This is a genomic window from Psychrobacter sp. NZS113, from assembly GCF_015864825.1.
Lineage (GTDB): Bacteria > Pseudomonadota > Gammaproteobacteria > Pseudomonadales > Moraxellaceae > Psychrobacter.
Genome location: NZ_JADYWL010000002.1, coordinates 405,785 through 432,097, shown reverse-complemented (window position 1 = coordinate 432,097; position 26,313 = coordinate 405,785). Strand labels below are relative to the sequence as shown.

Below are 26,313 nucleotides of genomic sequence, written 5' to 3'. Positions count from 1 at the left end.
GAGATAAATCGCCGTCAAACAAGAAAAATAGCGCAGATGATATCGGGATATTAACCAGCTATTTGACGATGTTTGGCAAGATTTAGCCATTTTTAGCCCGTTTAGATGACTATCGAGTGAATTGAAGACACGCCCTAGTAAGTCATTTTTAAGACAATTGGGAAGTAGAAGCCATGATAGTTACCACCGCAGCCTTTGGATCACATCGACTAACGCTAATCGCCCGTGTCAATGAGCATGGTCACCCTATGCTCGTTGAAGCCAATTGGTTGCTAGCAGGTAACTCTTGGCAGCACTCAAAATCTATTCCTAAACTTAAAAAGCATTATAAGCTTACAGAACAAGACTTTACCTTTATAGACAATAATAGCCTAAGCGAGAACGAACCTTCTCAAGCATTGTTAATAGAAGCCATCGCGCAATTAACGGCGTATTTTAAAGGTGAACTTCAGGCGTTTGATTTGCCGATAGATATGAGCTTGGGCACTAAATTCCAGCAGCAAGTATGGCAGGCACTACAAGATATCAATCATGGCGAAACGATCAGCTATGCCACATTAGCAAAGCGTGTTGATAGTCCTAAAGGGTTTCGTGCCGTTGCCAATGCCAATAGCAAAAACCCTTTTAGTATTATCGTGCCTTGTCATCGAGTGATTGCTAGCGACGGTAAACTTGGCGGTTACACAGGCGGGCTAGATAAAAAAGAATATCTGTTAGCGCTTGAAGGGATCAAATGTAAACCATAAGCGTAAATATTTTTTTATGAATCGATTGAGCACCAAACCTGTAATGGGGTTTGGTGCTTTTTTATTTGGCGCATTTATTACAGCCAGAGCAGCCTTGTGACTTCTTAAATATAACCTTTGTCCATACATAGTAAATAGAGATGGCAACGATTATAAAGACGATAAAATATTCTAACCATATACTCATTATTAACTCCTTAGAATCCAAAAATCTGGCCCGTTATTCGATAAACTACCCAAGCCATGACATAAGCCAATACAAACAAGTAGCCAGTGATGGCTAACGTCTGCTTTAACGATTTGGTCTCGCGGCGGATAACCGTCAGCGTGGCCAAACACATAGGTGCATATACGTAAAATGCTAAAAATGCAAAAGCAGTCGCAAGTCCCCACTGGGCATGAATAATCGGGATAAGCGTTTGATTGATAGCTTCATCACCAACACTACCCACGGCATATACTGTACCCAAAGCCGCCACCACGACTTCTCTTGCTGCAAGCCCTGGAATTAACGAAATACACATCTGCCATGTAAAGCCAATAGGTGCAAAGATAGGCTCAATTAAATGCCCAAGCATACCAGCAAAGCTGTAATCAATAGCGGGGCCAGTGGCACCAGTAGGGGCTTCTGGAAAAGTAACCAACACCCATAGCACAACAGATAAGGTGAAAATAACGGTACCAGCCTTCATGAGAAACGCACTTACTTTGTCCCAAAGCTCACCCGCTATATGCCTAACATTGGGCATACGATATGTGGGTAGTTCCATCAATAAAGGAAAAGCCGAAGACTCTGATTTTGTGCTATGGAAGCGCTTGAACAGCCAAGAGATAAGCGCTGCTGAAAACGTGCCAGCCACATATAGTATAAATAACGTAATGCCTTGCAAATTAAATATGCCAAGTACCGTATGATTGGGTATAACAGCGGCAATAATGAGTGCATAAATAGGTAAACGAGCCGAACAGGTTAGCATGGGTAAAACAGCAATCGCTACCAATCGCTCTGTGTGACTAGGAATAGTACGGGTCGACATAACCGCTGGTACGGCGCACGCAAACCCTGATAATAGGGGAATAAACGAGCGTCCAGACAGACCTATCTTGGCCAATAGATTGTCTAACAAAAAAGCGGCTCGAGGCAGATACCCTGAATCTTCAAGTATCAACAAAAACAAAAACAGTAATGCAATCTGTGGCACAAACACCACAACGCTACCCACACCAGCCACGATGCCATCTACAATGAGACTTTGTAATATTCCATCCGGCAGCCATTGTGATAACAGAGTTCCCACGCTGCCTACTAGCCACTCAATGCTGTCCATCAGTGGTGTGGCCCATGCATATACTGCTTGAAATATGATAAATAAAATCATCAATAAGATGACAACACCTATCACGGGGTGAAGTGTCAATTGGTCTAGACGTTCATGCCATTTGGGCAAACGCTGTGCTGCCGTCATGGCTCGGCTGAGAATATCGTCAGCCTGTTGGTACATCGTATGGGTGTCAGTATCAGTCTCAAAAAAATGTATGGGCTGCTCGCTATTACCAATATAATCAATCAGCTCATCGGCTAAGGTGAGTAACTGCGTGCAGCCTTTACGTTTAATGGCGACTGTTTGTACGAAAGGAACACCCAGCTCATTTGATAGTATCGACTCATCGACGACCAAACCACGGCTCTGCGCCACATCACTTAGATTGAGCGCCACGATGATGGGTAAGCCTAAGTTTTTCAGCTCTAGCAACATACGTAATGACATACGTAGATTGGTTGCATCAGCCACAAATATAATCCCATCAGGGACAGATTCGCCAGGCATCTGACCAAACAGTACTTTACGAGTGACTTCTTCATCGAGACTGGCTGTTTTTAAACTATAAGTGCCCGGTAGATCTAAAATATTGACGTTTGAGTGCCCAAGTAGGCTAGCACTGCGTTTATCAACCGTGACGCCAGAGTAGTTTGCCACTTTAGCTTTAGAGCCTGTAAGTACATTGAAGGTAGCTGTTTTGCCGCAATTGGGGGCGCCGACCAAAGCCAGTGTGATAGGAGCAGTGCTGGCTTTTATTTGATTGGCTGGTACTGAAAGGGTTACTGAAGAGGACATAAGCTTATGAATCGCTGTTAAAGGACTGGTATCGTCATTTCACTAAAAAAGTGTTACTGCGTTAACCTCGCTTAACGTATTTAATATACGTCTACACTCGGTTGTCTTGTACTACTTTTAAATGGAGTCGACTATATGAGAAAAGCATTTGGATAGAGCAGATGGGCATCCAATAATTAGTGCCTTTTATCATTTGCCTTTATGTGACAGCGCGGCATTGTATTTTTATCAGTTCATCGGCACGTAAGCTAAACTGTGCGCCAGTGCTCAGCTGTACGGCATAAGGTGGCTTACCAAATAACCCTTTGGCTACAATGTGAATCAAAGTATTAGGTAAAAACCCTAAATCTTTTAGTCGTTGACTGATAGCGCCATCGATCTCACCAAACCGATTATTGGCGACAATCTCATCAATAATGGCAGGTTGACGCTTATCGAAATCCAGTAATGAACACACAGGCGATAATGTGGTTTTATTATCAGAAAGAGTAGATGTATCGGTAGTGAGATTTTGAGAAGGGAGGATCGTAATACTCATAGAGAGTCCTTAATTATTCGCATTATTGCAAATAATAACTATTACTGTTTGTGTGCGATTATATTCCTCAACTTTCACAAAAACAATATTTATAAGGGTGCTTGTGACAACAAAAAACCAGACAGTAAGAAACTGTCTGGCTCTAAGATTTAAATGATTAATACTAAAGGTTATTTCTGATATTTAGGTCTCAAAGTTCAGTAACATAAGACACATTTGAGACTGTATCGATCATCCTTCAAGCTGTGCCATTACGTCAGCAGAGAAGTTCACATTGCTATAAACCTCTTGTACATCATCGATATCTTCTAGCATATCAATCATCTTCATGACTTTTTCGGCATCTTCAACATTGTCTATTTCAGCAATGGTGGATGGCGACATGGTTACTTCCGCATTGTCAGAGACAAGGCCCGCTGCATTAAGCGCATCTTGAACTTGACCGAAGCTTTCCCATTCAGTGATGACCAGTAAGCTTTCGCCATCATTTTCGATATCGAGGGCACCAGCATCTAGTGCTGCCAGCATGACTTCATCCTCTAAACTCACATCGTTAAAGGTGATTTCGCCGCGTTTGGTAAACAGGTAAGCCACTGAACCTGTAGTGCCAAGATTACCTTCATTTTTTGTGAAAGCATGACGTACTTCGCTGACCGTACGATTTAGGTTATCAGTCATGGTTTCGACCAATACTGCCACACCGCCGACACCATAACCTTCGTAGCTAACATCTTCCATGTTTTCATTGTCGCCGCCGCCTGTACCACGGTCGACCGCACGGTTAATCGTGTCGCGGGTCATGTTGACAGATAATGCTTTTTCGATAACGGCACGTAAGCGCGGGTTTTTATCAGGGTCGGGGTCACCTTGCTTGGCAGCAGAAACAATTTCACGGATAATCTTGGTAAATACTTTACCTTTTACCGCATCCTGACGAGCTTTGCGGTGTTTGATATTTGCCCACTTTGAATGGCCTGCCATATAATATCCTTAAGTTCTGCGTACTATTTATTGTGCTTAAAAAAGTGTTTATTAATCATCTTTATTACTAAGTCACGTGTCTTATCATATAGATGGCACTATCTCTTTAAAGTAATAGAGCTACTGACACGTTAACGATTTGTATGTTGTTGAGAGTGCTTTTTTGCTACACTGTGGCAACTTATAGATTGTATTCACTGTGATAGGTGAGCAATATTATAAACCAGTTTTGTGTATTTTGACTAACTTGGCCTTATCCATCACATTTTAAGTCATTGGATGCCATCAAGCCATTGATTTTATGAAGCTACCGACTCTATGAAGCAACTCACTGCCGAAGCCATTACACACTTGCGTAACCGTATTCATGTCATTATTGAAGGCACGGATACTCGTTTAGGCAAACTTTTTGATATTGTATTATTGATTGCAATCTTGGCCAGTGTGGCTGTGGTTATGCTTGATAGTGTGCTGTATATGCGCTTGCAGTATGGCGTTATATTCTTTTACGCAGAATGGTTTTTTACCATTTTATTTACGATGGAATATGCCTTACGGTTATTTTCAGCCCCTAATCGCTTGCGTTACGCTTTTAGTTTTTTTGGGGTTGTGGATTTGTTGTCCGTATTACCAAGTTACTTAAGCCTAATGTTCGTAGGTGTGCAGTATCTACTCGTCATACGCGTTTTGCGCATTTTACGTATCTTTCGCGTACTCAAGCTCAAAGCTTATATGCAACAAGCAGGATTTTTGGCCTCGGCGCTTAAGACCAGTCAGCAAAAGATCACGGTATTCTTCTTATCTCTCGTACTATTAGTTACGATTTTTGGCTCGATTATCTACGTAGTAGAAGGGCCCGAGAACGGTTTTACCAGTATTCCGCTGTCTATCTACTGGGCGGTCGTTACGATGACGACGGTCGGTTATGGTGATATGTCACCCAAGACCCCGCTTGGTCAAGCGATTGCGAGCATGGTCATGATTACGGGTTATTCGATCATTGCCGTACCTACAGGTATTTTTACTTCTGAGCTAGCACGTAATATGCGTCCTCAACTCAATCCCGTTACTTGTCCCAACTGTGGTAAGTTTGGTCATGCCATCGCAGCAGAGTTTTGTGATCGCTGTGGACATGCGCTGCACGTTTAGTATGGCCTAGCTGCTTTGATATAAGTTTTTACTTCGTATCATGCTATATATCGATGTACTCACTGATAAGCGGTGATAAGTCAATATCTACGCCCAAATTGACCAGATTCCAATATTGTCCTGACACGGTTCGGTCGAGCATCATGGTCGTCGCAGAAGGCTGAAACTGACCGAAATACTTCAAAGATGTTCGCATTTGTGCAATGGCTTCGTGGTGTATTTGACTGCTACCAAAATCGAAAGCGCCTTTCTGGTAAGGTTCAATGGAAAAGGGCTTTAGGCCAATGGATAGCCATTTTTCATAGAATTCACCAGGGATGTTTTTATCATCATCACGGCGAATATCTAACGCCACCAAATCTTGCTCAAGGGCAGTTACATCACTTTTAATCGCATGTTTAGCGAAACGTCGAAACAGTTGAACCTCGTTGTCACTATAACTGCGAATACCGCCGAAATCATAAGCCACGACGCTACCATCTTTGCGAAAGGCAAAGTTGCCAGGATGTGGGTCACAGTGCATACGATACAGTCCAAATAGCTGCCCTGCAGTAAAATGAAACAGGCGTTTGGCTATTTCTTGTTTGATATCATTATCCCAACTCGCTGCGACGGTGAGCGTTTCTCCCATCTCTTCAGTCAGTGTCAAAATCCGTTTAGAAGAGTGGCTGCTAATAACTTTCGGAATAATAAGACCTTCGTCCTCTGCATGAAATGCACCAAATACGCGTAAGTTATGCGCTTCTTTAATGTAGTCCAACTCATCATGCAAACTTTGGCGAATCTCATGAAACAACTGTTCTTGTAATTGCTTGCTCATATTGAGCACGCCAGCAATTTTCAAAGCCATGCGTACTTGTTTAAGGTCGCTATCACAGTTTTCATCCACATCGGGATATTGAACTTTGACGACGACTCTCTGACCAGAGGGCAATACGGCTTTATGCACTTGCCCAATAGAGGCAGCAGCAAATGGTGTTTCTTCAAACTCGTTGAATAGCTCTCCCACAGGCGCTTTAAGCTCACGTTCTATCTGTGCTTGTATCTGTGCGTATGGCATGGGCGGCGCATCTTTTTGCAGCTTTTCTAGAGCAGTGGCAACCTCAGGCGGAAACACGTCTTTATATTGTGACGCAATTTGCCCCACTTTCATGACGGCGCCTTTCATTTCACCAAGTGTCTCAGCTATCTGAATTCCCACATCTTGCATGAGCTCTGAGCGTGCTTGCAGACGTTTCTCTTCATCGCTTGATAGGTGCTTAAATGAGTTTTTAGCTGCTTTTCCGGCAATACTTGCAGTCATGCCAGCGAGTTTCATAAAGCGCTTTCCAGACGATTTTGCCATTCATATCACCGTATATTGGGTTGTTTATTCAGCCATAATGCTAGTATTTTAATCAAACTATAGTTGATTTATTCATCTTGAACACTCACAAACAATTATTATTAGCACCTAAAACTATCACTTCAAGAAATAACACATAATTGTTAGTCGCTAAGGTTGATAGAGTAGAGGTTGTTGAGCCAATAATCTAGTGCCATTTGATAACCCATCTGTCCCAAACCACAAATAACTCCGACTGCAACATCGCTCAAATAAGAATGATGGCGAAAGGGCTCGCGTGCATGAACATTAGATAAGTGTACTTCTATGAATGGCTTTTGTGTGGCCAATAGGGCATCACGTAGAGCAACTGAAGTATGCGTGAATGCAGCAGGGTTAATGATAATAGCATCTACTTGCGCTGTCGCATCTGCTAACAGTCCATGATGTTGGATATCATCTACCAGCTGACCTTCATGATTTGATTGTATGCAAATCAATTCGATATCATGCTGAGCAGCACGTGCAATCAAGCGTTTTTCGATATCAGCAAGCGTTGCGTGACCATAAATATCAGGCTCACGCTTACCTAATAAGTTTAAGTTGACCCCGTTGACCAACAGCAGCTTATGAGTAAGTTGTTTAGTGCTGCTTTGACTAGAAGTCTCTAATACTGTGGTAGGTTGTGATGAGGTCATCATACTGGTCTCTATAGCGATTAAGTAAGGTTAGTGGTTTATCTTTTATTGTAGGGCATAAGGATCGTAAAAAAAGCGAATTATGTCACTCAATGGTGCTTATTTGTTTATGATAACAGCTTGCTAATGGTGGTTATAAAAAAATTACATGAAAAATCAACCTGAAAGTAAAAAAGCATGCTAAAAGTCTTTATGTTGCTAAAAACCCGTGCTATGATATTTTTTATGCAATAATTATTGCAAGTTTGTTGCTATAGCTAAAGTAAGGCTAGTATGAAAGCTACTTATCGTCTCTATAAGCGTAAAAAATGTCTGTAGAGATAATTGTCTATCATAAAAGCTATACGTTAGTAATAGTAATTAGTGTAGGACTCTTAAGTTTTTTGATTTCATAATCTTAGATCCCGTTTGTATGCAATGTTGCAAAGGAATTTGGGGCTAAGCGGACTTTTTTAGGAAGTAATATTATGTCAGCTCGTGAGCAAGGTACTGTTAAGTGGTTTAATGATTCAAAAGGTTTTGGTTTCATTCAACGTGAGAGCGGAGAAGATATTTTTGTCCATTTCCGCGCGATTCAAGGTGATGGCTATCGCTCTTTAACAGATGGCGCAAAGGTTGAATTCAGTGTGGTAGAAGGCGAAAAAGGTCTTCAAGCTGAAGAAGTTAGAAAAGTAGACGAGTAATCTATCCGGTCATTAGAGCGGTTTAGCTATAATGTCTGTACAAACTACTGATATACTACTGAGTCAAGCCCGTCTTATCTTACCTATGTTGAGTAAATTTCAGCATATTAGGTCAGAGTAAGTATCGGGCTTGGCTTTTTTATGTCTGAGTAGCTATCAGTTATCTATAGACTTGATGTGGCGATGATTATTGATGACGCTATATAGTATTATAACGTTCTATAATGCGTTTGCTTACGATGGACAACATACAAGTGATTAATACAAAAAGGATATTTTTTTGAGTAATTTTACGACATTTACTGATTTGCCGCTTTCAGCACAGACATTACGTGCTGTCAGTGATTTAGGGTTTACTGCATTGACGCCTATCCAAGCGCAAATACTACCACATACGTTGGCAAATCAAGACGCTATTGGACAGGCTCAAACAGGTACTGGTAAGACAGCGACTTTCTTATTGACGATCATGGAGGCACTGCTTAAGCGTCCTTTTACGAGTGATGAAGAGCGCTATTTAGGTGAGCCACGTGCAGTTGTAATGGCACCCACCCGTGAGCTTGCCCAGCAAATATTTGATGATTGTATCGCTTTGACTAAATATACGGCCCTACATAGCGTGTGTATCATGGGTGGTACCAATTATGAAACACAGCAGCATGAGCTTGAGCGTCAATATGTTGATATTTTGGTTGCGACTCCTGGACGTTTGATCGACCTTGCGAATAAAGGCATGGTCTACTTAGATCGCGTTGAAGTATTGGTGTTGGATGAAGCGGATCGTATGTTGGATATGGGGTTTATTCCTGATATCAAGCGTCTAGTAGGCCGGATGCCAGCCAATACAGACCGTCAGAGCTTACTATTCTCTGCCACCTTTAACCAAGATGTGATGAATTTGGCTTATCGCTGGTTACATGAGCCGCAGTTTGTTGAAATTGAGCCTGAGCACAAAACCAGTGAGTTGGTCGATCAGCACTTTTACTTACTGACAGAAGATCAGAAATTAGAAGCATTGCAGCGTATTATTAGTGATCCTGCAGTAGACAAAGTCATCGTATTTGCCAACCGTAAAGACCAAGTTAAGCGTTTATACCACAAGCTGCGTGCAGACCACAAAATCGTGATGCTGTCAGGTGATGTGATACAGCAAAAACGTGAAAAATACCTGCAGCGCTTTAAAGATGGTCATGCTTCTATCTTGGTCGCAACAGATGTCGCTGGGCGCGGTATCCATGTCGACGATATCAGTCATGTGGTTAACTATACCTTGCCTGATCAGCCAGACGATTACGTGCATCGTATTGGTCGTACGGGGCGTGCTGGACAAACAGGTATCAGCATTAGTTTTGTGAGTGAGGATGACGCGTTCAATGTACCCGCCTTAGAAAAACATTTGGATACTAAGTTTTCGCTTGAACAATGGCAAGAGTAGTACTTTTAAAGCTGCTAGTTTTTCTATGTAGTCAATCCTCTATAAAAGAGTGACAGCGTTAACCTTGCTTGAAGTATTAAATATACATCGGTACTCGGTTGCCTTGACTCTCTTTTAAGCTGAATTAACTATAGTGTGCAGCGAATAAAATGATAAAAGCCCTTAACATTCATATTGATGTTAAGGGCTTTTTTGTACGGCAAGCTTTGATAGCACGCAATGTTATATTCTAATAATATAGTCAAAGAACTCTAAAATGGGTACAAGGCAGCCAACTGCAGATTGTACATGTATTACATCCAAGGAGGATAACGCCGTAGCGGTTTAGTAGTTCACTGACTATATCTGTGGTTGATGAACTCTATTGAGCGTGTTCCATCGTTTCAGAGTGTTCATTATGATTCATGTCCATCGACGCATCACTCATATCATGCATACTATGATCCATGCTTTGGTGAGATGTGCTGTCATCCGATGGCATCATATGGTGACTGCTGTGATCCATATCTGCATCTATAGGCATGTCCGTCATTTCTGAGTCGCTCATTTGCATATGATCGCCATGCATATTAGACATATCATGCCCACCATGCATACTTGACATGACCATCGGTACGACCGCAACGGCCAAACCTGATATGACCATGACAGCGCCATTTAGCTGTCTTAAACGAAAGCGTCCAATTTTGTCACGTAACCAGCCAACCGTTTCGTGAGTGGCGACCAACATCGGTATTGTCCCTAAGCCAAAGACAAACATGAGTGCCGCACCATTCAGTGGATTATGAGCAACTACGGCGATGAGTAAGGCACCATACACCAATCCACAAGGCAAGAAACCCCAAAGTAAGCCAGCAGTTAGTGCACGTGGAAACGTGTTGAGCGGAAATACTTTTTGACGCAGCGGGCTTAGATACTGCCAAAACCGCATACCAAAACGTTCAAGTTTGTTTAAAAATGGTGCGCCAAGCATGGTGACACCAACAAATACCAATACTAAGCCCAATAAAATACGTGGCATGCTATTGCCCATCATTAATGGCGCTAGTACAGTGGTTCCAATCAATCCTGCGATTAAGCCCAATAATGCATAACTGCTCAAACGGCCTAGATGATAGGTGGCGACAAGGGCGCGGCGTTTAGCAGGACTGGCATCTTTCATCGATAGGCCAAACGCTGTCACAAGACCACCACACATACCTAAACAATGTGGTGAACCAAAAAATCCCATTAGTAATGCCGCAACGAGCAAAGCTGTGGTCATGGGGTGATTCTCCTAAAAACAGTGAAAGATTGAATCTACTTAAATAGATGGTATTGGACGAAACATAATCGTGAGTCACGTATAGTCAAGATATGGTCAGTTCTATATTGATTAGACAAGGTGCTAGGCTTGTTCAGTCTATTATGTGTAACACTTGAATTTGTCTTACTTGCCTCTAGATGATCTCGAACCGACTATCTCTCGAGGCTATATTTTTGGATTGCTATCAATATTAGAAGGATTGACGGACTCTGTGTCAGTACCGTTTGTTTTATCACCAGCTGTATCAGTTGCAGTGCTACCATTTGCTTGCTTAGTAGATGTAGCATTCTCATGAGCTTGCATGGTCTGCCTACGCTCTTGACGATCATCCAATATAATGCGCTGTGAGGCATTGTCTAAGTCTTCAAATTGGTTTGATTTTACCGCATAACGTACTGCCCAAATGGCAACCACAAATAACATGAGACTTAACGGAATTAACAAAAATATACTGAGCATGGAGAGTCTCTTAGATAGCAATTTCTGGTGGCATTATACACCTATTATTAATGTGGTGATTGCCTGTGAACATAAAAGTGAAATAGCTGCTAGCTATGCTCATCATCAAATAAAATCTAGCTCAAATGATAAATTCAGTTCTATTCTGTAGGTGACTTTGCCGCATTGCCTCTAGGCGTTAATAGCTGCTGTGAAGTGACATCTCTGGCATGACGACAATCCATCTGCGGACGTATCACATCACGCAAATAAGCGGCGACTTCATAAACGGCGCGCCGTGAATGAGTTAGATTCTGTGCAGGTTTTTCCCAGTCTCGACCAACTGGCAGAGGAGCGCTGAGAGGCGTGGTATTGATACCATTTAGCGCAAACTGTCTACGGGCGCGTGCCATATGGTAGCTATCAGTGATGAGGTAGACGTGACGTAGTGGAATACGCTTTGCGGTAAATCGTGCATTTTCGCAAGTATTCATACTGGCGTTTTCGCTTATCAGTCCATCAATATCATGCTCAATGAGCCATTGACCGAGCCAAGGCGCTTCAGCACCACTGAGTACAATAGGTAAGGGCAGGTCGTGATAAGCGCCCGCAGCAGTACGAGCACGATTGAGACTATAGCTGTTTAAAATAATTTGATTGTTCTGGTCGTTGGTCAGTCCGCCGCCTAATACTACATAGGCCGTCGGTGGAGAGCTCGCCGCTCCAGAAGGTATCTTTGGCAAGGGAAGTAGCGTAAATAGATAAACAATCGATTGCGAGAATAAAGGTGTGAATAAACTAATGAGGACTAAGATAACGGCTGTGGAGCCAAGCAAAAAGGTAATATTAATGATACGAAACAGCGTTATCATACGCTCAGCTGAACGCAAGTAATAATGCCATAATCGCTTAGATAACAGCCGCTTAGACCGTGACTTTTTAGGCCACATGCTCATCATGCCCAATCGAGCTGTCAGTATTTACCCAAACTGGCTCACGCGATAACTGAATCGCAAATTTCTCATAGATTGTATCAGTGATATAACGCTGTGCTATCGCCACATCTTCTTGAGTTGCTTGATAAGGAGCATGGTTAGTGAGTACCAGTGCTTGCTGCTGATGAGTGACAATGGGTTTAATACCACCACCTTTTAACCCTGCCTGTTCAATGAGCCAACCGGCTGCAACTTTTATTTTATTATCAGGCATTGGATAACCAACGATAGCTGGATAAGAGGCTTGTAACGCAATGAATTGCTCTTGGGGAATAATCGGATTTTGAAAAAAACTGCCACAGTTGGCCAGATGTTTGGGATCTGGAAGTTTCTGTTGGCGAATATCTATAATAGCGTGCATCACATCAGCAGGAGTAGCCTTGTTTCGGTTTTGCTGTTCAGCATAACGTTGTGCGACTGTCTGTACATCACCGTAACTGGCTAACACTTTGCTTATATCTGTGTGTAATCTGAACCCTACACGGCTTATTAGCCATGTATTAGGAGTCTGTTTAAAGATACTGTCGCGATAGCCAAACTCACAGTCTGCGATTGATAGCTGATGCCACGTCTGGGTGGGGATGTGGTAAGCGCGAACATATTGTAAGTGGTCTTCTAACTGGACACCGTAAGCACCAATATTTTGTATCGGTGCAGCGCCAGTGAGACCAGGTATTAGCGCAAGATTTTCTAATCCGTACCAACCTTGACTGACTGTATGGACAACCAAGTCATGCCAGTTTTCGCCTGCCATCACTTCAATATCGACGTAACTATCCGTCTGGGCGGTCAAGCTGATGCCACGCATTTTCGGCTGTAACACAATTGCATTTAGTTGTGTGGGCAATAATACGTTGCTACCACCAGACAGCACAAACAATGGCTTTTTTTGCCCTGTATTTTTTGCATAGTCTGCCATAAAGGTGTCAAGCTGTGCCTCATCTGTCAACGTCACAACATAGTCAGCGATACAGGTCAGTGCCATAGTATTGCTGTGTGATAAATCAACGGATTCATTAGGCAGTAAGCTAGCTGCTGAATCCGTTGTTGTGGCAGGTTGATCATTAAAATCAAGACATGAAACTGAGTTCATAACGTAACCCATATGGCAAATAGATAAGAAATTACACAGTAATCATTATAAAGGATGCGAGACACAAAAGGCGTGTAAATCTAGCTTTTATCGCTAGCAAGCTTTCCAACTCTCAATCCAAGCTTGTGCGCTTGATTCTATACGTTCAATGACTTCTTCAAAGTCATCGGCCCCGCCTTTATAAGGGTCTGGTACATCATCACCGCCATACGTTGGATCTTCTTCACTGAATAATGCCAGCTTGGCCATATCTTGTTGATTATCTGATATGTTGTTTTTGAGCGCTTGCAAGTCGGCTAAGTTCTGCGCATCCATTGCCAAAATCAAATCGAAATTGCGAAAGTCATCATCATTTACTTGGCGTGCGATGAGTTTATTGATTTTATAACCATGCGCTTTGGCATGACGCTGTGCTCGCTCATCGGGTTTATGACCGATATGCCAATCACCTGTGCCTGCAGAGTCTACTTTTATTGATAATCCAGCAATCGCTGCTTGCTGACGAAAAACTTCTTCAGCAGTTGGTGAACGGCAAATATTTCCTAAACAAACCAATAATACAGACGATGGTGTACAGGTTTTCATCAGCATAGTATGACCTTGTATAACAAAAAAAACATGCCATAAGAGAGCAGCATTATTAATGCGGCTTTTATCAGCATGCAATTGATTGATTGAATCGGCTGTCAGCGTAACGGTTAATACTATGAATGGCAAGAGCATAGGCTGAACAATATGGTCATATGACGAATATTATTGTCGATATTGTCTATCATTCAGTGTGGGGCTGCTGGCATTCTAGTCTTGGTTGCTTTTAAAGCGATGCAAATCACGGCGCTCTTTCTTATTAGGTTTATTATCAGGACGGGCCAAATTGGCAAGTTTTCGCTGTTCAGCATAATAAGCACGTCGTGTCTCACTTTCTTTGGTTTCTGAGTACAATACTTCAGCTGCGCTCGCATTACCACGTTGAGTGGTTAGCGCTTCAACGATGACGGTCTTTTCGGTCATGGCAGTGGCTGAGCCTTGGCGGATGGTTAATTCATCTCCGACTGCAATCTCTTTGCTGGTTTTTACACGGCTACCAGCATAGTGAACTCGTCCACCCTCGATGGCTTGTTTGGCAAGCGTACGTGTGCGATAAAAACGCGCTGCCCAAAGCCATTTATCAAGGCGAATTTTGGCTAAGCCTTGGGTTTTGTTGTTTGTATTATTTTGCATAACAGCTACTCTATATGGATGTCTGTATTTATTTAAAATAAGCTAATCTTAATAAGATTAGGGCATATTTTATATTTGCAAATAAGTTTTTTTGATTGATGGGCTAGATAGGGGATATATTGCATTTTTAGTTTACAGAAATCAGTTACACCATTGCTGTTCACAAGGTATGCCATCATGATTGCCGTCCATTTTTGTATTAGGACAGTGTTGTGTAAAGTAAGTTGCCTCCTCGCACGAGGTCATCTGAGAGCAGTGTTGTCTACCATCACATGAAAAGCTGGATGTTGTGGGCTGTGAGTTTGTTGTTGAACTGATTACTGGGACTGCTTCTGAATTTGGGTCTAAATCGACATACGTGGGTTGTATCTCGTCAAAGTCAGCAGTGGTTAGAGCAGCGCCTACTGGAGGCGTATTGGATGAATCCGTTATAGAGCTACTCGGTGCGCGCTCAGGTTGAAAAAGTTTATAACCCACAACGACCAAAACCAGCAGTATTAGGATCATTAATATATTTTTCATCATTGCTTCACACTCATTAATAACTGTTAAAAATGACCGCTGCTATCCGCTCACCATTGTCAGCTTTTTAATCCATTAAAAAGCTAACAGGGTAGAGAGAGGTTGGCACCTGCTTTTATTACTTCAAAAACAATTGATAGCCAATGTTGTCATTGAGTGTGGTGCATTCGTAACCAATATCGAGTAGGGCATCTTGTAATTGGCGTGAGCTACCTTCAGAAGCTTGTAGGCCAACCAACACACGACCTTCAGCAGCACCGTGATTACGATAATGGAACAAGGTGATATTAAAATCATCGCCAAGCTTCTCTAAGAAAGTCAGCAATGCGCCTGGACGTTCTGGGAATACCACACTTAGTAACTGTTCGTTTTCGACGTGCGCATGACCACCAATCAAATGACGGATATGAGATTTAGCGACCTCATCATCGGTCAAGTCATAAGCGGTGTAGCCATCAGCGGCCAATTGGTTACTGATAGTTTGACGCTCTTTATCCCCTTCTTTTAAGGCGATACCGACGAATATTGAGGCAGGTTCCATCGAGTCTGGTGATTTTTTGCTATCAGCACGGTAGTTAAATTCAGTGATATTACGTCCATGCAGGCTACGGCAGAAGTTTAAAAAGGCGCCTGTTTGCTCAGGGATAGTCACGCCAAAAATGGCTTCTTTTTTCTCACCGATTTCGGTACGCTCAGCGATATAACGCAGACGGTCAAAGTTCATATTGGCACCGCAGATAATGCCGACGCAGTTTTTACCTTGCAGATTATTGGCTGCGATATATTTTTTCATACCTGCAACAGACAAGGCACCAGCAGGCTCGACGATGCTACGGTTTTCTTCAAAGATATCTTTGACGGCGGCGCAGACCTCATCATTGGTGCAGGTAATCACATCAGGTTCGACGATAGGGCCTGAGCTATCACTTTTTTGCGTACGGACAACTTCAAAAGGCAGCTCGCCAATTTGAGCAACCGCCACACCATCGACGAATAAGCCAACTTGTTCTAACTTAACGCGTTCACCTGTTTCCAGTGCTGCTTTTAAACAGGCAGATTGTTCCGCCTCTACAGCGATGACTTTGACATGCGGAGCCACTGCGCCTAAAAATGCCGCGACACCAGAGATGAGACCACCACCGCCAACCGCAACGAAGACGTAATCCATATTTCGCCACTGCTGCGTCAGTTCTAGACCAATAGTGCCTTGCCCCGCAATAACCAATTCATCATCATAAGGCGGGATAAAGGTTAAGCCTTCGGTCTCAGCGCGATTGATTGCATAGCGATTGGCTTCATCGAAGCTGTCGCCATGGAGATCGACGTTGCCGCCTAGTGCTCTAACGGCATCCACTTTGATGTCAGGTGTGGTGGTCGGCATCACGATGATATTGTTAAGATCAAGTTTGCGAGCAGAGTAGGCCACGCCTTGTGCGTGATTGCCCGCCGATGCGCAAATGACACCGCGCGCTTTTTGCTCATCGCTCAATTGGCTGATACGGTTGTAGGCACCGCGCAATTTAAAGGATTTGACCGGTTGTAAATCTTCGCGTTTAAAACGAATGTCATTGGCAAAACGTTGGGTCAGCTTGGGTGCCGCTTCAAGTGGTGTTTGAATCGCAACGTCATAGACGGTGGCTTGTAAGATGGCTCGTACCCAGTTTGACAGCATAATGATCCCTAATACAGGTTGTAGATGAATATAAAAACGAAATAGATTAGCCTATGCCGATTTTGATTATCTTGCAAGACCCTATTGCAGTTTTTGCAATGATTTCAAGTTTTGATGAAAGATAAGGTTGGTTTTGTACAAATATTTTATTAAAAAATATTGAATAATTTTAATATGTCTATATTATTGGACATATGGAAATAAATAATGCTATCGCAAGCTTTGCTGCGCTCTCTCAAGATACTCGTTTAAAAGCCTTTAGGTTGCTTGTCAGTCAAGAGCCTGAGGGTCTGCCTGCGGGTGAAATTGCCCGTCAATTATCCGTACCACATAACACCATGTCAGCGCATCTATCAGTGCTGGCACGAGCAGGGTGGGTGGTTTCGCAACGTCAAAGCCGACAAATTATCTATCGTGCTTCGCTATCGCACATGGAAGCTGTCGTTCAGTTTCTATTGCAAGACTGCTGCGCGGGACATCCAGAATTGTGTGCGTCCCTTATGGACAGTCTAAGTGGATGTGGGGTCGTTAATACTAATGACTCAAACAGCGAGTAAGATAACTATTAAGACTGTATTCAAATAATATATCCAGAGTTCAAAAACATATTCAGACAATAAGTGAAATCACTATGACATCATTAATTTTTCATAATCCCAAATGCGGAACCTCTCGTAATACCTTAGCCATTATGCATGCTTCAGGTGAGCATCCTGAAGTGGTCGAGTATCTCAAAACCCCGCCAGCCCGTGAGTATCTAGTTGAGCTATTGGTAAAAATGAATATCACCCCACGAGAGCTATTACGAAGCAAAGAGTCGATTAACGATGAGTTAGGTTTAGACAATCCTGAATTATCTGATGATCAGATCATCGATGCGATGATTGCCCATCCTATTTTAATCAACCGACCTATAGTGCTCACCAATAAAGGCGCCGCGTTATGCCGTCCGTCAGAGCGAGTGTTTGAGTTATTAGAGCACCCAGTGAGTAGTTTTACGAAAGAAGATGGGGAAGTGATTCATCATGGTAAACGCTAACACAGAACAGTCTGGCCTAGATAATGTACCGAATTTAGATGAATTGCCTAGTATTGCTGCAAATGAAATTCAAGCGATTGATATTGAAGCGTTGATTGGTCCAAATGATTCGCGCCATCCACCCAAGATATTGGTGCTATATGGCTCTTTACGCCAGCGCTCATTTTCTAGGCTGGCAAGCGAAGAAGCGAGTCGGTTACTGCGCTGGTATGGTTGTGAGGTTCGGACATTTGACCCGACAGGTTTGCCACTGCCTGATGCCGCTGATGCAGATCATCCAAAAGTGCAAGAGCTACGAGAGCTAGCACAGTGGTCAGAAGGCATGCTTTGGGTGAGTCCAGAACGGCATGGCAGCATGACCAGTATCATGAAAGTACAAATCGACTGGATTCCACTGTCATTAGGTGGCGTGCGTCCGACCCAAGGTAAAACATTGGCAGTGATGCAAGTGAGTGGCGGTAGTCAAAGCTTCAACACGGTCAATCAGTTACGTATCCTTGGTCGTTGGATGCGGATGATTACGATTCCCAATCAATCGTCTATCCCCAAAGCATTTTTGGAATTTAACGACGGCGACCGTATGGATAAGTCACCTTTGTATCTGCGTCTCGTTGATGTCTGTGAGGAGTTGGTGAAATTTACTTGGTTAACTCGTGGGCGCTCAGCCTATTTGACTGACCGCTACTCTGAACGGGTAGAGAGCGCTGAAGAACTATCGAAGCGCGTCAATCAAAAATCCCTCTAATTTACTCTCTCATCATGTATTTTTTAATACGGCTTCTTATAATAATTGAGCTTAGAAAGGTTACTCGATGATCGCATTGACTATATTTATCGTCACTTTAATTTTAGTGATTTGGCAACCTAAAGGACTGGGTATCGGCTGGAGCGCAATGGGTGGCGCATTGATCGCCTTAGCGTTTGGCGTGGTACAGATCTCGGATATTGGTGTTGTGTGGGATATTGTTTGGGATGCAACTTTTACCTTTGTCGCACTTATTATTATCTCTCTTATCTTAGATAAAGCTGGATTCTTTGGTTGGGCGGCGCTGCACGTCGCTAGACTGGGCAATGGACAAGGGCGTCTATTGTTTCCTATGATTGTGATCTTAGGCGCGTTTATTTCTGCCTTCTTTGCCAATGACGGGGCAGCATTGCTATTGACCCCGATTGTCATCGCTATCTTGATGCGTCTTAAGTTTTCACCGCCATCTGCTTTGGCTTTTATTATCGCGACAGGCTTTATTGCTGATACCGCAAGCTTGCCGTTAGTGACGTCTAATCTAGTCAATATCGTCAGTGCCAATTATTTTGACATTGGCTTTGGACGTTATGCGGCGGTCATGGTACCGGTCAATATCGTTTCCGTGATCGCGACACTCACTGTGTTATGGGTCGTCTATGCGCGGCACATTCCAAAACACTACTCTGTTGCTGAGCTGAGTGCGCCAGAGACTGCGATTGAAGACCCGCTCGTTTTTAAGGCGGCTTTTCCGCTTTTAGCATTATTACTTGTTGCTTACTTTACGACAGAATCATTGGGCATTGCTATCTCGTTTGTGACAGGCGTCGCTGCGCTAGTGCTAATGGCAATCGCAGGTCGTTGGTGGCAAGGTGGACGCGGTGCAGTGGTTTCAGTATCTGATGTTTTGCGAAAAGCCCCTTGGCAAATCGTATTGTTTTCAATCGGTATGTATTTGGTGGTTTATGGTTTGGGTAATGCAGGCTTGACGGCCTATGGTGCTCAAATGCTAAATTGGCTAGGACAGCAAGGCGCCGTTATCGCAACATTGGGAACGGGATTCCTATCTGCTATTGTGGCATCTATCATGAATAATATGCCGTCCACCTTAGTTGGTGCACTGGCTATCGATAGTGCGCAAGTACCAGATGCCACTCGTGAGCTTATGATTTATGCCAACGTGATTGGTAATGATCTGGGGCCGAAATTTACGCCTATCGGTAGTCTGGCAACACTATTGTGGCTCCATGTACTGGCAGAAAAAGACTATAAAATCAGTTGGGGACAGTACATGAAAATTGGGCTGGTTATTACACCGCCAGTATTATTGGTCACGCTACTGGCCTTAGTTTTTTGGTTGCCTTATCTGTCTACATTTTAAAGATTTAGTGAATCTCTTGTGATTAGCGTGGCTATTACGCTGACATCGATCAAACTCATCGGGTATAATAGCGGCGCATTTTACCTCTTTTATAATGATATAGTCGGTTCAAGATAATTTGGATACAAGGCAGGCGAGTGAAAGTGCTACAAGTGGTAGGCTAAGCGAGTCTAACGCCGTATCCAACTTATATAGAATTGACTGTCCGTTTATTTTCCAAGGATTTATGATGAGTGATCAGCAAGCACAAAAGCAAGCCGCAGCCAAAGCTGCTCTAAACTATGTCGAAGATGGCATGATACTTGGTGTAGGCACAGGCAGCACAGTCAATTGCTTGATTGAATTATTACCGACAGTAAAGCTTGCTGGCGCAGTTGCTAGCTCACAGGTCACTGAAGACAAACTTCGTGCCCTTGGTATTGAGATCGTTGATTTAAACTTTGCTGGTACGCTTGATATTTATATCGATGGTGCGGACGAAGTAAATGAGCATTTGCAGCTCATTAAAGGTGGTGGTGGCGCACTCACTCGTGAAAAAATCGTGGCAGCAGCTTCTAATAAATTTATATGCATGGTTGATGAGAGTAAGAGTGTCGAGATACTTGGACGTGAGTTCCCAGTACCGATCGAGGTGCTACCGCAAGCACGCTCTTATGTTGCACGCCAATTGGTTAGTCTAGGCGGTGAGCCAGTCTACCGTGAAGATTTCGTTACCGATTATGGCAACGTGATTTTAGACACCTATGATTTGGATGTGAGTAATCCAATAGAGCTTGAGAAAACGCTAAACAATATCGTAGGTGTGGTATGTAATGGTATCTTCGCTGCCAATCAAGCTGATGTATTGCTAAAAGCTAGCAGTGACGGGGTAACAACACTGACTCGTTAAACCTTTTTGCTCGTTACAAGACACTCATCCGTTAAAAACGCTATAGTAGCTTGTTATGTAGTAGCAAACAAAAGGCAGACCGCAATCAATGTGGTCTGCCTTTTATATATTTATTCATTGATAAATAGCTTATAGCTATATTTCTTAGATTTTGATTTTGTCTTTTAACAAAAACTCCATCAATGCTTTTTGTGCATGCAAGCGATTCTCTGCTTCATCCCACACTACCGAGCGTGGATCATTTAACATATCATGAGAAATTTCCTCACCACGATGCGCAGGCAAGCAATGCATAAACACGACTTCAGGATCAGCTTTGTCTAACAGTGATGGTGTTACCTGATAAGGCGCAAAACGACGAGCGCGGGTGTTTTGCTCTGACTCTTGTCCCATACTTGCCCATACATCGGTGACGATTAGGTTCGAGTCTTTTGCCGCATCTTGCACGTTTTCAACGAGGCTGACGCAGTGAGAGAAGCGTTCCATCAATTTAGGATCTGGCTCAAAGCCGTAAGGCGCTGCCACACGTAGCTCAAAACCAAACTGGTGTGCTGCTTGCATAAATGACGAACACATATTGTTGCCATCACCGACCCATGTGACGATTTTATTTTCGATACTGCCGCGATGCTCATAATAGGTCTGCATATCAGCAAGCAACTGGCAAGGATGGTACTCATCAGTTAGAGCGTTAATGATTGGAACGCTTGAGTATTCAGCAAACGTTTCAACATTTTCGTGACCAAAGGTACGAATCATGATGATATCAACCATACTAGAGATCACACGTGCTGAGTCTTCTAGCGGCTCACCACGTCCAAGCTGCGTATCATTTGGCGACAAAAAGATAGCATTACCACCAAACTGGCCCATACCTGTTTCAAAAGAAATACGCGTGCGGGTCGAGGATTTTTCAAAAATCATACCCAGCGTACGACCAACAAAAGGCTGATATATCTCGCCAGCATGTTGCATCTTACGTAATTCGCTTGCGCGTTTGATAAGGGTTTCTAGTTCTTGTTTGGTTAAATCAGATAGGGTCAAAAAATGGCGCAAACTCATAGTAATCCTAGCAGTCGATCGCAGTCAGTGAAACGTTATCAGTCTTCAATAGCATCGCATCAGTGCGTATACTGGGGTGACAACAAACTTTTAGTATAGCGCAATTACTTCTAATGTAAACGCCCAATTTATCCTGATTGTTCAGTCACTCTAGTACTAGGCAATTTCACCGTCTTATTGTGATTACTATGCTTGTACACGCTTTGGACGTATGCTCAAGCGGCATAGCAGCTCATAGCTAATCGTACCCGCATGTGCAGCGACCTCATCCACGTGCGGCGCATCGCCCCATAACATTACCTTACTGTCTAAAGCAATGTCTTCTGGCGCAGTACTGACATCAATGACAATCATGTCCATTGCCACTCGTCCAATGACCGCGCATCGATAGCTTTGATTATTGCTCGTGTCAATGACAGAGACATAAGCGTCATCGTTGACGACACGGGGATAGCCATCTCCATAGCCGATACTGACTAGAGCCGTTCTAGTGTCTTTTTGTGCTATCCAACGACTGCCATAACCAATGGCATGGTCTGCATTGACTGTCTGTAGGGCAATGATTTGCGCGCTAAAATCCATCGCTGGCTGTAACTCTAATGCCTGTGCACTTTTATCAACGACAGGTGAGCTACCATATAAAATAATACCTGGACGTATCCAATCATAATGATGCGCTGAAAAATTGACGATACCAGCTGAATTACACAATGAACCCTGAATCTCAGCGCTAACAGTCTCTTGTAAGGTGTTTAATACGTCTGAAAAACGTTGTATTTGCATCGCATTTAATGGGTGAGTGCTGTTGTCTGCATTGGCAAAATGTGTGGTGAGGATCAGTTGATATCCTGCTGCATGGAGCTGTTTAGCTGCTGCAATCACACCCTCGGCATCGAAACCTAGGCGATTCATACCCGTATTGTATTTAATCCAAACTACTCTAGTGGCACTACTAGCTGGTGGGATATTTTCCAATGCCCATTGCAGTTGCGGTGCATGATGAATGACGCAGCTAATATCACTATCAATGGCTTGCTGCCACTCATCAGCGGTAAACGCACCTTCGATCAAACCAATCGTTTTATTCCAACCTAATTGTCGTGCTTCTAGTGCTTCAGTTAAGGTGGCGACTCCAATACCATCTGCTTGCTGTAATGCTGGCAAAACTGCCGCTATCCCGTGTCCGTAAGCGTTGGATTTCACCATGGCCAGAACTTTAGAGCGTGGCGCCATTTTTTTAACTTGGTTGAGGTTATGAGTAATGGCTTTTGGTTTGATAGTGATAGTACGCATAATTGGCTTCTTTATTAGCAAAGTTATGAAGTGATAAAGCCAATGCTACATCAACCCAATTGATGTGGCACTGGCTATGGTTGTTGAGAGCTGTTTTTTATCAAATATCTAAGACTAAGCAAGCATAATATTTAAAGCTATGACTATTCGTCATTCTCGAAACTGACGTTTTGATAGTATTCTGGCGTCAGATTAATAAATCGAGTAAATTGTCCTTCAAATCCCAAACGTATGGTACCGATAGGGCCATTACGCTGTTTACCGATGATGATTTCAGCCACGCCTTTGTGGTCTGAGTTCTCATTATAAACCTCATCACGGTAGATGAACATAATCAAATCGGCATCCTGCTCAATCGCACCAGATTCACGCAAATCCGACATAATCGGACGCTTGTTAGGACGGTTCTCTAGACTACGGTTAAGCTGCGATAGCGCAATCACTGGGCACTCAAGTTCCCGTGCTAAGGCTTTTAGACTACGAGAAATCTCAGAGATTTCCCCAACACGGTTACCATCTAGGTTTGGCACTTTCATCAACTGGAGATAATCGACTACGATAGCACCTAGACGACCATCATGATTTTTGGCGATACGGCGGCAGCGTGAACGCATCTCAGATGGTGGCAGGGCAGTACTATCATCGATATACAGGTGTTTGGATTGCAAATGTTGAATGGCATTCATCATCTTTGCCCATTCATCTTCATTCATTTGTCCAGAACGCAGATGCGTCTGATTAATCGCACCCCACGATGACAGCAAACGCATGACGATAGACTCGGCGGGCATCTCCATCGAAAACACCACGACTGGTAAGTCTTCGTTAAATAAAATGCCTTCTGCCAAGTTCATCGCAAAGGTTGTTTTACCCATAGAAGGACGCGCGGCGACAATAATTAGATCGCCTGCCTGCAAGCCTTGAGTTTTATTATTCAGCTCAGCAAATGGCGTTTGCAAACCAATCATGCCATCGGGATTGGATTTAAGCTCTTGGATTTTATCGATGACGTTGGTCAGTACAGAGGTAATGCCGACAGGGCCACGCTGTTCAGCGCGCTTATTATGCTGCTCATTGATACTAAATATCTTGCCCTCGACACTGTCTAAGATGTCACTAACGCTTTGGTCTTTTGGATTATAGGCTAGTGTCAACATATCATTACCAGTGGTAATCAGCTGGCGTAGCGTTGATAGCTCACGTACGCGCTGTGCGTAGGCTGTGAGGTTGAATAATGTGGCAGGGCTTTGGCTCAAAATATCTGCCAAGTAACTGTCGCCGCCCGCACCTTTGAGTAGTTTCTGTGCTTCCAACCAGTCATGCACCATGACCGTGTCATAAGGCTCATTGACCGCTGCCAAATGAGCAATCGCATCAAAGATGTATTGATGTCGTCCAGCATAAAAGTCGTCTTTGGTAACGATATCAGCAATCTTGTCATACGCCTCTTCGATGCTCATCAAAGAGGCAAGCAACGCCTTTTCAATATCGATATTGTGCGGCGGTGTTTGATTGAGCAAGTCGTCGTTTTTTTCGGTATCTGCCATGAGTGCCTAATGTATCAAAAGTCGGTATGAAAGAGGGTATAAATAGATATTTGGTATAAGTATTTGATGATTGGCAATAATACAGCAAAGCAAGTGCGGTGTACTGCTACGATAGAACACAAAACGCAGTCTCACGCTTGCCAGTAAATGCTACAATCAGATGCGAAAGTTTAACACATTATGGGCTTTTTTTAGACGGGTACGGCAACTAAATCTGAAGCCATTAAGGTTGATAAGTGAAGAAATGAATTGCAGTTCTTAGATATAAAAACCAGTGTATTTAACCATAAAAACAATAAAATCAGATGTTTAATCAAGATATGGGACTATTTTTATGATACAAAATAAATTACCGCTATTAATCACGACAGGCGAACCTGCTGGCATAGGTATGGACGTCGTACTGCTACTAGCGGCAGAAAATAAGTTGCAAGACTTTTCGCGGCCGATTTGGGTAACTGCGGATGCAGACGCAATGACAGAGCGCGCAAAGGAGCTTACCACTGCTGGGGTCTTAAAAGTTTGCCCATCTTGGCAGACTGTAGACGCACATATAGATGCCGATGATTTCTCAGAGCAGATGTCAACGAATACGACTCATAGTGATGAGGCTTTTATCTTGCTTCATACACCTTGTGCAGCACCAGTTATCAGCGGGCTAATTAATACGAGAAATTCAGCCATGGTTGCCCAACAATTAGATATTGCGCATAAGCTAGCATTTAATAAGACAGTCGCCGCCATCGTTACCGGCCCATTGCAAAAGTCCGCACTCATTGATGCAGGCATTAAGTTATTAGATGGCACGATGTTTAGCGGTCATACAGAGTTTTTTATGCAGCAAAGTGGCTGTGAAAAAGTCGTGATGATGCTCGCCAATCAAGCCATGAAAGTGGCACTTGTTACGACTCATTTAGCATTAAAAGACATACCAGCAGCTATTACAGCAGAGAATGTGCGCCAAACGGTGCAGATTGTCATCGATGATATGCGAGAGAAATTTGGCTTAACGCAGCCCCGTATCTTAGTTTGCGGGCTTAACCCACATGCGGGCGAGGGTGGCCATTTAGGTGTCGAGGAGATTGAGATTATCAATCCAGTGTTGCATGAGTTTATCGAAGCAGGGGTCGATATATCAGAGGCGATGCCAGCGGATACGTTATTTACCCCAAGGCATTTAGCGAACTGTGATGCGGTGATTGCCATGTACCATGACCAAGGGTTGCCAGTGCTCAAATCACACGGCTTTGGTGATACGGTTAATCTGACCTTAGGGTTGCCTTATATTCGTACTTCGGTTGATCATGGTACGGCACTTGATTTGGCAGGCCGTGGTGGTGCTAGTGCGACAAGCTTATATCAAGCGCTGCTAATGGCAAATGAGATGGCGGATAAATCACTTATTGAAAAACCTCTTGCATAAGTCGGTGCCTTAACAAGAT

General features: G+C 43.3%; 27 protein-coding genes. 11 read left to right on the top strand and 16 right to left on the bottom strand.

Annotated features, from left to right (window positions below; all coding sequences use genetic code 11):
- Positions 1-173: 173 nt before the first annotated feature.
- Complete coding sequence (locus I6E61_RS04550) at positions 174-746, top strand: methylated-DNA--[protein]-cysteine S-methyltransferase (RefSeq protein WP_197130518.1); 573 nt, start codon at positions 174-176, stop codon at positions 744-746.
- A gap of 197 nt (positions 747-943) precedes the next feature.
- Here the strand turns inward: I6E61_RS04550 and feoB are convergent, their stop codons facing one another.
- From feoB to I6E61_RS04535, 3 genes are all read right to left on the bottom strand, one after another.
- On the bottom strand, positions 944-2,863 hold the full coding sequence (gene feoB, locus I6E61_RS04545; protein ID WP_197130513.1) for a ferrous iron transport protein B: 1,920 nt from the start codon (positions 2,861-2,863) through the stop codon (positions 944-946).
- 199 nt (positions 2,864-3,062) lie between these two features.
- The gene (locus I6E61_RS04540) at positions 3,063-3,401 is read right to left on the bottom strand and encodes a FeoA domain-containing protein (RefSeq protein WP_197130510.1); all 339 of its coding nucleotides are present in this window, start codon (positions 3,399-3,401) and stop codon (positions 3,063-3,065) included.
- 231 nt (positions 3,402-3,632) lie between these two features.
- Positions 3,633-4,382: a YebC/PmpR family DNA-binding transcriptional regulator gene (locus tag I6E61_RS04535; protein WP_194196659.1), complete on the bottom strand. Its 750-nt coding sequence runs from the start codon at positions 4,380-4,382 to the stop codon at positions 3,633-3,635.
- Between the two features lie 318 nt (positions 4,383-4,700).
- Here I6E61_RS04535 and I6E61_RS04530 point away from each other — a divergent pair, with 318 nt between their 5' ends.
- On the top strand, positions 4,701-5,531 hold the full coding sequence (locus tag I6E61_RS04530; protein ID WP_194196658.1) for an ion transporter: 831 nt from the start codon (positions 4,701-4,703) through the stop codon (positions 5,529-5,531).
- Between the two features lie 43 nt (positions 5,532-5,574).
- On the opposite strand, the gene I6E61_RS04525 is transcribed toward I6E61_RS04530, so the two are convergent.
- On the bottom strand, positions 5,575-6,876 hold the full coding sequence (locus I6E61_RS04525) for an AarF/ABC1/UbiB kinase family protein (protein ID WP_194196657.1): 1,302 nt from the start codon (positions 6,874-6,876) through the stop codon (positions 5,575-5,577).
- Between the two features lie 143 nt (positions 6,877-7,019).
- Positions 7,020-7,556: a type II 3-dehydroquinate dehydratase gene (aroQ, locus tag I6E61_RS04520; protein ID WP_197130507.1), complete on the bottom strand. Its 537-nt coding sequence runs from the start codon at positions 7,554-7,556 to the stop codon at positions 7,020-7,022.
- Positions 7,557-8,020: 464 nt separating this feature from the next.
- Between aroQ and I6E61_RS04515 the strand changes: the two genes are divergently transcribed.
- Together I6E61_RS04515 and I6E61_RS04510 are read left to right on the top strand one after the other, a co-directional pair.
- On the top strand, positions 8,021-8,236 hold the full coding sequence (locus I6E61_RS04515; protein WP_197130504.1) for a cold-shock protein: 216 nt from the start codon (positions 8,021-8,023) through the stop codon (positions 8,234-8,236).
- A gap of 280 nt (positions 8,237-8,516) precedes the next feature.
- Positions 8,517-9,671: a DEAD/DEAH box helicase gene (locus I6E61_RS04510; protein WP_197130501.1), complete on the top strand. Its 1,155-nt coding sequence runs from the start codon at positions 8,517-8,519 to the stop codon at positions 9,669-9,671.
- A gap of 361 nt (positions 9,672-10,032) precedes the next feature.
- Here the strand turns inward: I6E61_RS04510 and I6E61_RS04505 are convergent, their stop codons facing one another.
- The 7 genes from I6E61_RS04505 to I6E61_RS14345 all read right to left on the bottom strand — a co-directional run bounded on the left by I6E61_RS04505 (position 10,033) and on the right by I6E61_RS14345 (position 15,042).
- Entirely contained in the window at positions 10,033-10,935 is a 903-nt protein-coding gene (locus I6E61_RS04505; protein ID WP_197130497.1) for a sulfite exporter TauE/SafE family protein, read from the bottom strand.
- 207 nt (positions 10,936-11,142) lie between these two features.
- Positions 11,143-11,436, bottom strand: coding sequence for a cbb3-type cytochrome oxidase assembly protein CcoS (gene ccoS, locus I6E61_RS04500; RefSeq protein WP_197130494.1), 294 nt, complete (start codon positions 11,434-11,436; stop codon positions 11,143-11,145).
- 140 nt (positions 11,437-11,576) lie between these two features.
- On the bottom strand, positions 11,577-12,365 hold the full coding sequence (locus tag I6E61_RS04495; protein WP_197130491.1) for a YdcF family protein: 789 nt from the start codon (positions 12,363-12,365) through the stop codon (positions 11,577-11,579).
- Positions 12,355-13,503 carry a UDP-N-acetylmuramate dehydrogenase gene (gene murB / locus I6E61_RS04490; protein ID WP_197130488.1) on the bottom strand — a complete coding sequence of 383 codons (1,149 nt, stop codon included), beginning with the start codon at positions 13,501-13,503 and terminating at the stop codon, positions 12,355-12,357. The genes I6E61_RS04495 and murB overlap by 11 nt, the downstream gene beginning before the upstream one ends.
- Positions 13,504-13,596: 93 nt before the next feature.
- The gene (locus I6E61_RS04485; protein ID WP_197130485.1) at positions 13,597-14,094 is read right to left on the bottom strand and encodes a low molecular weight protein-tyrosine-phosphatase; all 498 of its coding nucleotides are present in this window, start codon (positions 14,092-14,094) and stop codon (positions 13,597-13,599) included.
- A 207-nt stretch (positions 14,095-14,301) separates the two neighbouring features.
- Complete coding sequence (locus I6E61_RS04480; protein ID WP_197130482.1) at positions 14,302-14,724, bottom strand: RNA-binding S4 domain-containing protein; 423 nt, start codon at positions 14,722-14,724, stop codon at positions 14,302-14,304.
- A 141-nt stretch (positions 14,725-14,865) separates the two neighbouring features.
- Positions 14,866-15,042, bottom strand: a complete 177-nt coding sequence (locus tag I6E61_RS14345; RefSeq protein WP_320158570.1) for an excalibur calcium-binding domain-containing protein — start codon at positions 15,040-15,042, stop codon at positions 14,866-14,868.
- Here I6E61_RS14345 and I6E61_RS14340 point away from each other — a divergent pair.
- Complete coding sequence (locus I6E61_RS14340; protein WP_227685690.1) at positions 15,014-15,184, top strand: hypothetical protein; 171 nt, start codon at positions 15,014-15,016, stop codon at positions 15,182-15,184. The genes I6E61_RS14345 and I6E61_RS14340 overlap by 29 nt on opposite strands.
- Positions 15,185-15,364: 180 nt before the next feature.
- On the opposite strand, the gene ilvA is transcribed toward I6E61_RS14340, so the two are convergent.
- On the bottom strand, positions 15,365-16,918 hold the full coding sequence (ilvA, locus tag I6E61_RS04470; protein WP_197130476.1) for a threonine ammonia-lyase, biosynthetic: 1,554 nt from the start codon (positions 16,916-16,918) through the stop codon (positions 15,365-15,367).
- Positions 16,919-17,112: 194 nt separating this feature from the next.
- Here ilvA and I6E61_RS04465 point away from each other — a divergent pair, with 194 nt between their 5' ends.
- From I6E61_RS04465 to rpiA, 5 genes are all read left to right on the top strand, one after another.
- Positions 17,113-17,475 carry a helix-turn-helix transcriptional regulator gene (locus tag I6E61_RS04465; RefSeq protein ID WP_194196647.1) on the top strand — a complete coding sequence of 121 codons (363 nt, stop codon included), beginning with the start codon at positions 17,113-17,115 and terminating at the stop codon, positions 17,473-17,475.
- 74 nt (positions 17,476-17,549) lie between these two features.
- Positions 17,550-17,957 (top strand): arsenate reductase (glutaredoxin), encoded by a 408-nt coding sequence (arsC, locus tag I6E61_RS04460; protein WP_197130473.1) that lies wholly within the window; start codon positions 17,550-17,552, stop codon positions 17,955-17,957.
- Complete coding sequence (arsH, locus tag I6E61_RS04455) at positions 17,944-18,702, top strand: arsenical resistance protein ArsH (protein WP_197130470.1); 759 nt, start codon at positions 17,944-17,946, stop codon at positions 18,700-18,702. Before arsC ends, arsH begins: the two co-directional genes overlap by 14 nt.
- Positions 18,703-18,769: 67 nt before the next feature.
- A complete protein-coding gene (locus I6E61_RS04450) occupies positions 18,770-20,080 on the top strand; it encodes an arsenic transporter (protein WP_197130451.1) in 1,311 nt (436 codons plus the stop codon).
- Between the two features lie 229 nt (positions 20,081-20,309).
- A complete protein-coding gene (gene rpiA, locus I6E61_RS04445) occupies positions 20,310-20,969 on the top strand; it encodes a ribose-5-phosphate isomerase RpiA (protein ID WP_197130446.1) in 660 nt (219 codons plus the stop codon).
- Between the two features lie 144 nt (positions 20,970-21,113).
- On the opposite strand, the gene argF is transcribed toward rpiA, so the two are convergent.
- The 3 genes from argF to dnaB all read right to left on the bottom strand — a co-directional run bounded on the left by argF (position 21,114) and on the right by dnaB (position 24,871).
- Positions 21,114-22,031 (bottom strand): ornithine carbamoyltransferase, encoded by a 918-nt coding sequence (gene argF / locus I6E61_RS04440; protein ID WP_197130443.1) that lies wholly within the window; start codon positions 22,029-22,031, stop codon positions 21,114-21,116.
- A gap of 186 nt (positions 22,032-22,217) precedes the next feature.
- Positions 22,218-23,324 (bottom strand): alanine racemase, encoded by a 1,107-nt coding sequence (alr, locus tag I6E61_RS04435; protein WP_197130440.1) that lies wholly within the window; start codon positions 23,322-23,324, stop codon positions 22,218-22,220.
- A 143-nt stretch (positions 23,325-23,467) separates the two neighbouring features.
- Positions 23,468-24,871 (bottom strand): replicative DNA helicase, encoded by a 1,404-nt coding sequence (gene dnaB / locus I6E61_RS04430; protein WP_197130436.1) that lies wholly within the window; start codon positions 24,869-24,871, stop codon positions 23,468-23,470.
- A 334-nt stretch (positions 24,872-25,205) separates the two neighbouring features.
- On the opposite strand from dnaB, the gene pdxA reads away from it, so the two are divergent.
- On the top strand, positions 25,206-26,294 hold the full coding sequence (gene pdxA, locus I6E61_RS04425) for a 4-hydroxythreonine-4-phosphate dehydrogenase PdxA (RefSeq protein ID WP_197130433.1): 1,089 nt from the start codon (positions 25,206-25,208) through the stop codon (positions 26,292-26,294).
- The last annotated feature ends 19 nt before the right edge of the window (positions 26,295-26,313 follow it).

What these genes read in the sequence shown, in the direction of transcription:
- I6E61_RS04550 (WP_197130518.1), top strand. Translation starts at nt 174, where the DNA reads ATGATAGTTACCACCGCAGCCTTTGGATCACATCGACTAACGCTAATC.
- feoB (WP_197130513.1), bottom strand. Translation starts at nt 2,863, where the DNA reads ATGTCCTCTTCAGTAACCCTTTCAGTACCAGCCAATCAAATAAAAGCC.
- I6E61_RS04540 (WP_197130510.1), bottom strand. Translation starts at nt 3,401, where the DNA reads ATGAGTATTACGATCCTCCCTTCTCAAAATCTCACTACCGATACATCT.
- I6E61_RS04535 (WP_194196659.1), bottom strand. Translation starts at nt 4,382, where the DNA reads ATGGCAGGCCATTCAAAGTGGGCAAATATCAAACACCGCAAAGCTCGT.
- I6E61_RS04530 (WP_194196658.1), top strand. Translation starts at nt 4,701, where the DNA reads ATGAAGCAACTCACTGCCGAAGCCATTACACACTTGCGTAACCGTATT.
- I6E61_RS04525 (WP_194196657.1), bottom strand. Translation starts at nt 6,876, where the DNA reads ATGGCAAAATCGTCTGGAAAGCGCTTTATGAAACTCGCTGGCATGACT.
- aroQ (WP_197130507.1), bottom strand. Translation starts at nt 7,556, where the DNA reads ATGATGACCTCATCACAACCTACCACAGTATTAGAGACTTCTAGTCAA.
- I6E61_RS04515 (WP_197130504.1), top strand. Translation starts at nt 8,021, where the DNA reads ATGTCAGCTCGTGAGCAAGGTACTGTTAAGTGGTTTAATGATTCAAAA.
- I6E61_RS04505 (WP_197130497.1), bottom strand. Translation starts at nt 10,935, where the DNA reads ATGACCACAGCTTTGCTCGTTGCGGCATTACTAATGGGATTTTTTGGT.
- ccoS (WP_197130494.1), bottom strand. Translation starts at nt 11,436, where the DNA reads ATGCTCAGTATATTTTTGTTAATTCCGTTAAGTCTCATGTTATTTGTG.
- I6E61_RS04495 (WP_197130491.1), bottom strand. Translation starts at nt 12,365, where the DNA reads ATGTGGCCTAAAAAGTCACGGTCTAAGCGGCTGTTATCTAAGCGATTA.
- murB (WP_197130488.1), bottom strand. Translation starts at nt 13,503, where the DNA reads ATGAACTCAGTTTCATGTCTTGATTTTAATGATCAACCTGCCACAACA.
- I6E61_RS04485 (WP_197130485.1), bottom strand. Translation starts at nt 14,094, where the DNA reads ATGCTGATGAAAACCTGTACACCATCGTCTGTATTATTGGTTTGTTTA.
- I6E61_RS04480 (WP_197130482.1), bottom strand. Translation starts at nt 14,724, where the DNA reads ATGCAAAATAATACAAACAACAAAACCCAAGGCTTAGCCAAAATTCGC.
- ilvA (WP_197130476.1), bottom strand. Translation starts at nt 16,918, where the DNA reads ATGCTGTCAAACTGGGTACGAGCCATCTTACAAGCCACCGTCTATGAC.
- I6E61_RS04465 (WP_194196647.1), top strand. Translation starts at nt 17,113, where the DNA reads ATGGAAATAAATAATGCTATCGCAAGCTTTGCTGCGCTCTCTCAAGAT.
- arsC (WP_197130473.1), top strand. Translation starts at nt 17,550, where the DNA reads ATGACATCATTAATTTTTCATAATCCCAAATGCGGAACCTCTCGTAAT.
- arsH (WP_197130470.1), top strand. Translation starts at nt 17,944, where the DNA reads ATGGTAAACGCTAACACAGAACAGTCTGGCCTAGATAATGTACCGAAT.
- I6E61_RS04450 (WP_197130451.1), top strand. Translation starts at nt 18,770, where the DNA reads ATGATCGCATTGACTATATTTATCGTCACTTTAATTTTAGTGATTTGG.
- rpiA (WP_197130446.1), top strand. Translation starts at nt 20,310, where the DNA reads ATGAGTGATCAGCAAGCACAAAAGCAAGCCGCAGCCAAAGCTGCTCTA.
- argF (WP_197130443.1), bottom strand. Translation starts at nt 22,031, where the DNA reads ATGAGTTTGCGCCATTTTTTGACCCTATCTGATTTAACCAAACAAGAA.
- alr (WP_197130440.1), bottom strand. Translation starts at nt 23,324, where the DNA reads ATGCGTACTATCACTATCAAACCAAAAGCCATTACTCATAACCTCAAC.
- dnaB (WP_197130436.1), bottom strand. Translation starts at nt 24,871, where the DNA reads ATGGCAGATACCGAAAAAAACGACGACTTGCTCAATCAAACACCGCCG.
- pdxA (WP_197130433.1), top strand. Translation starts at nt 25,206, where the DNA reads ATGATACAAAATAAATTACCGCTATTAATCACGACAGGCGAACCTGCT.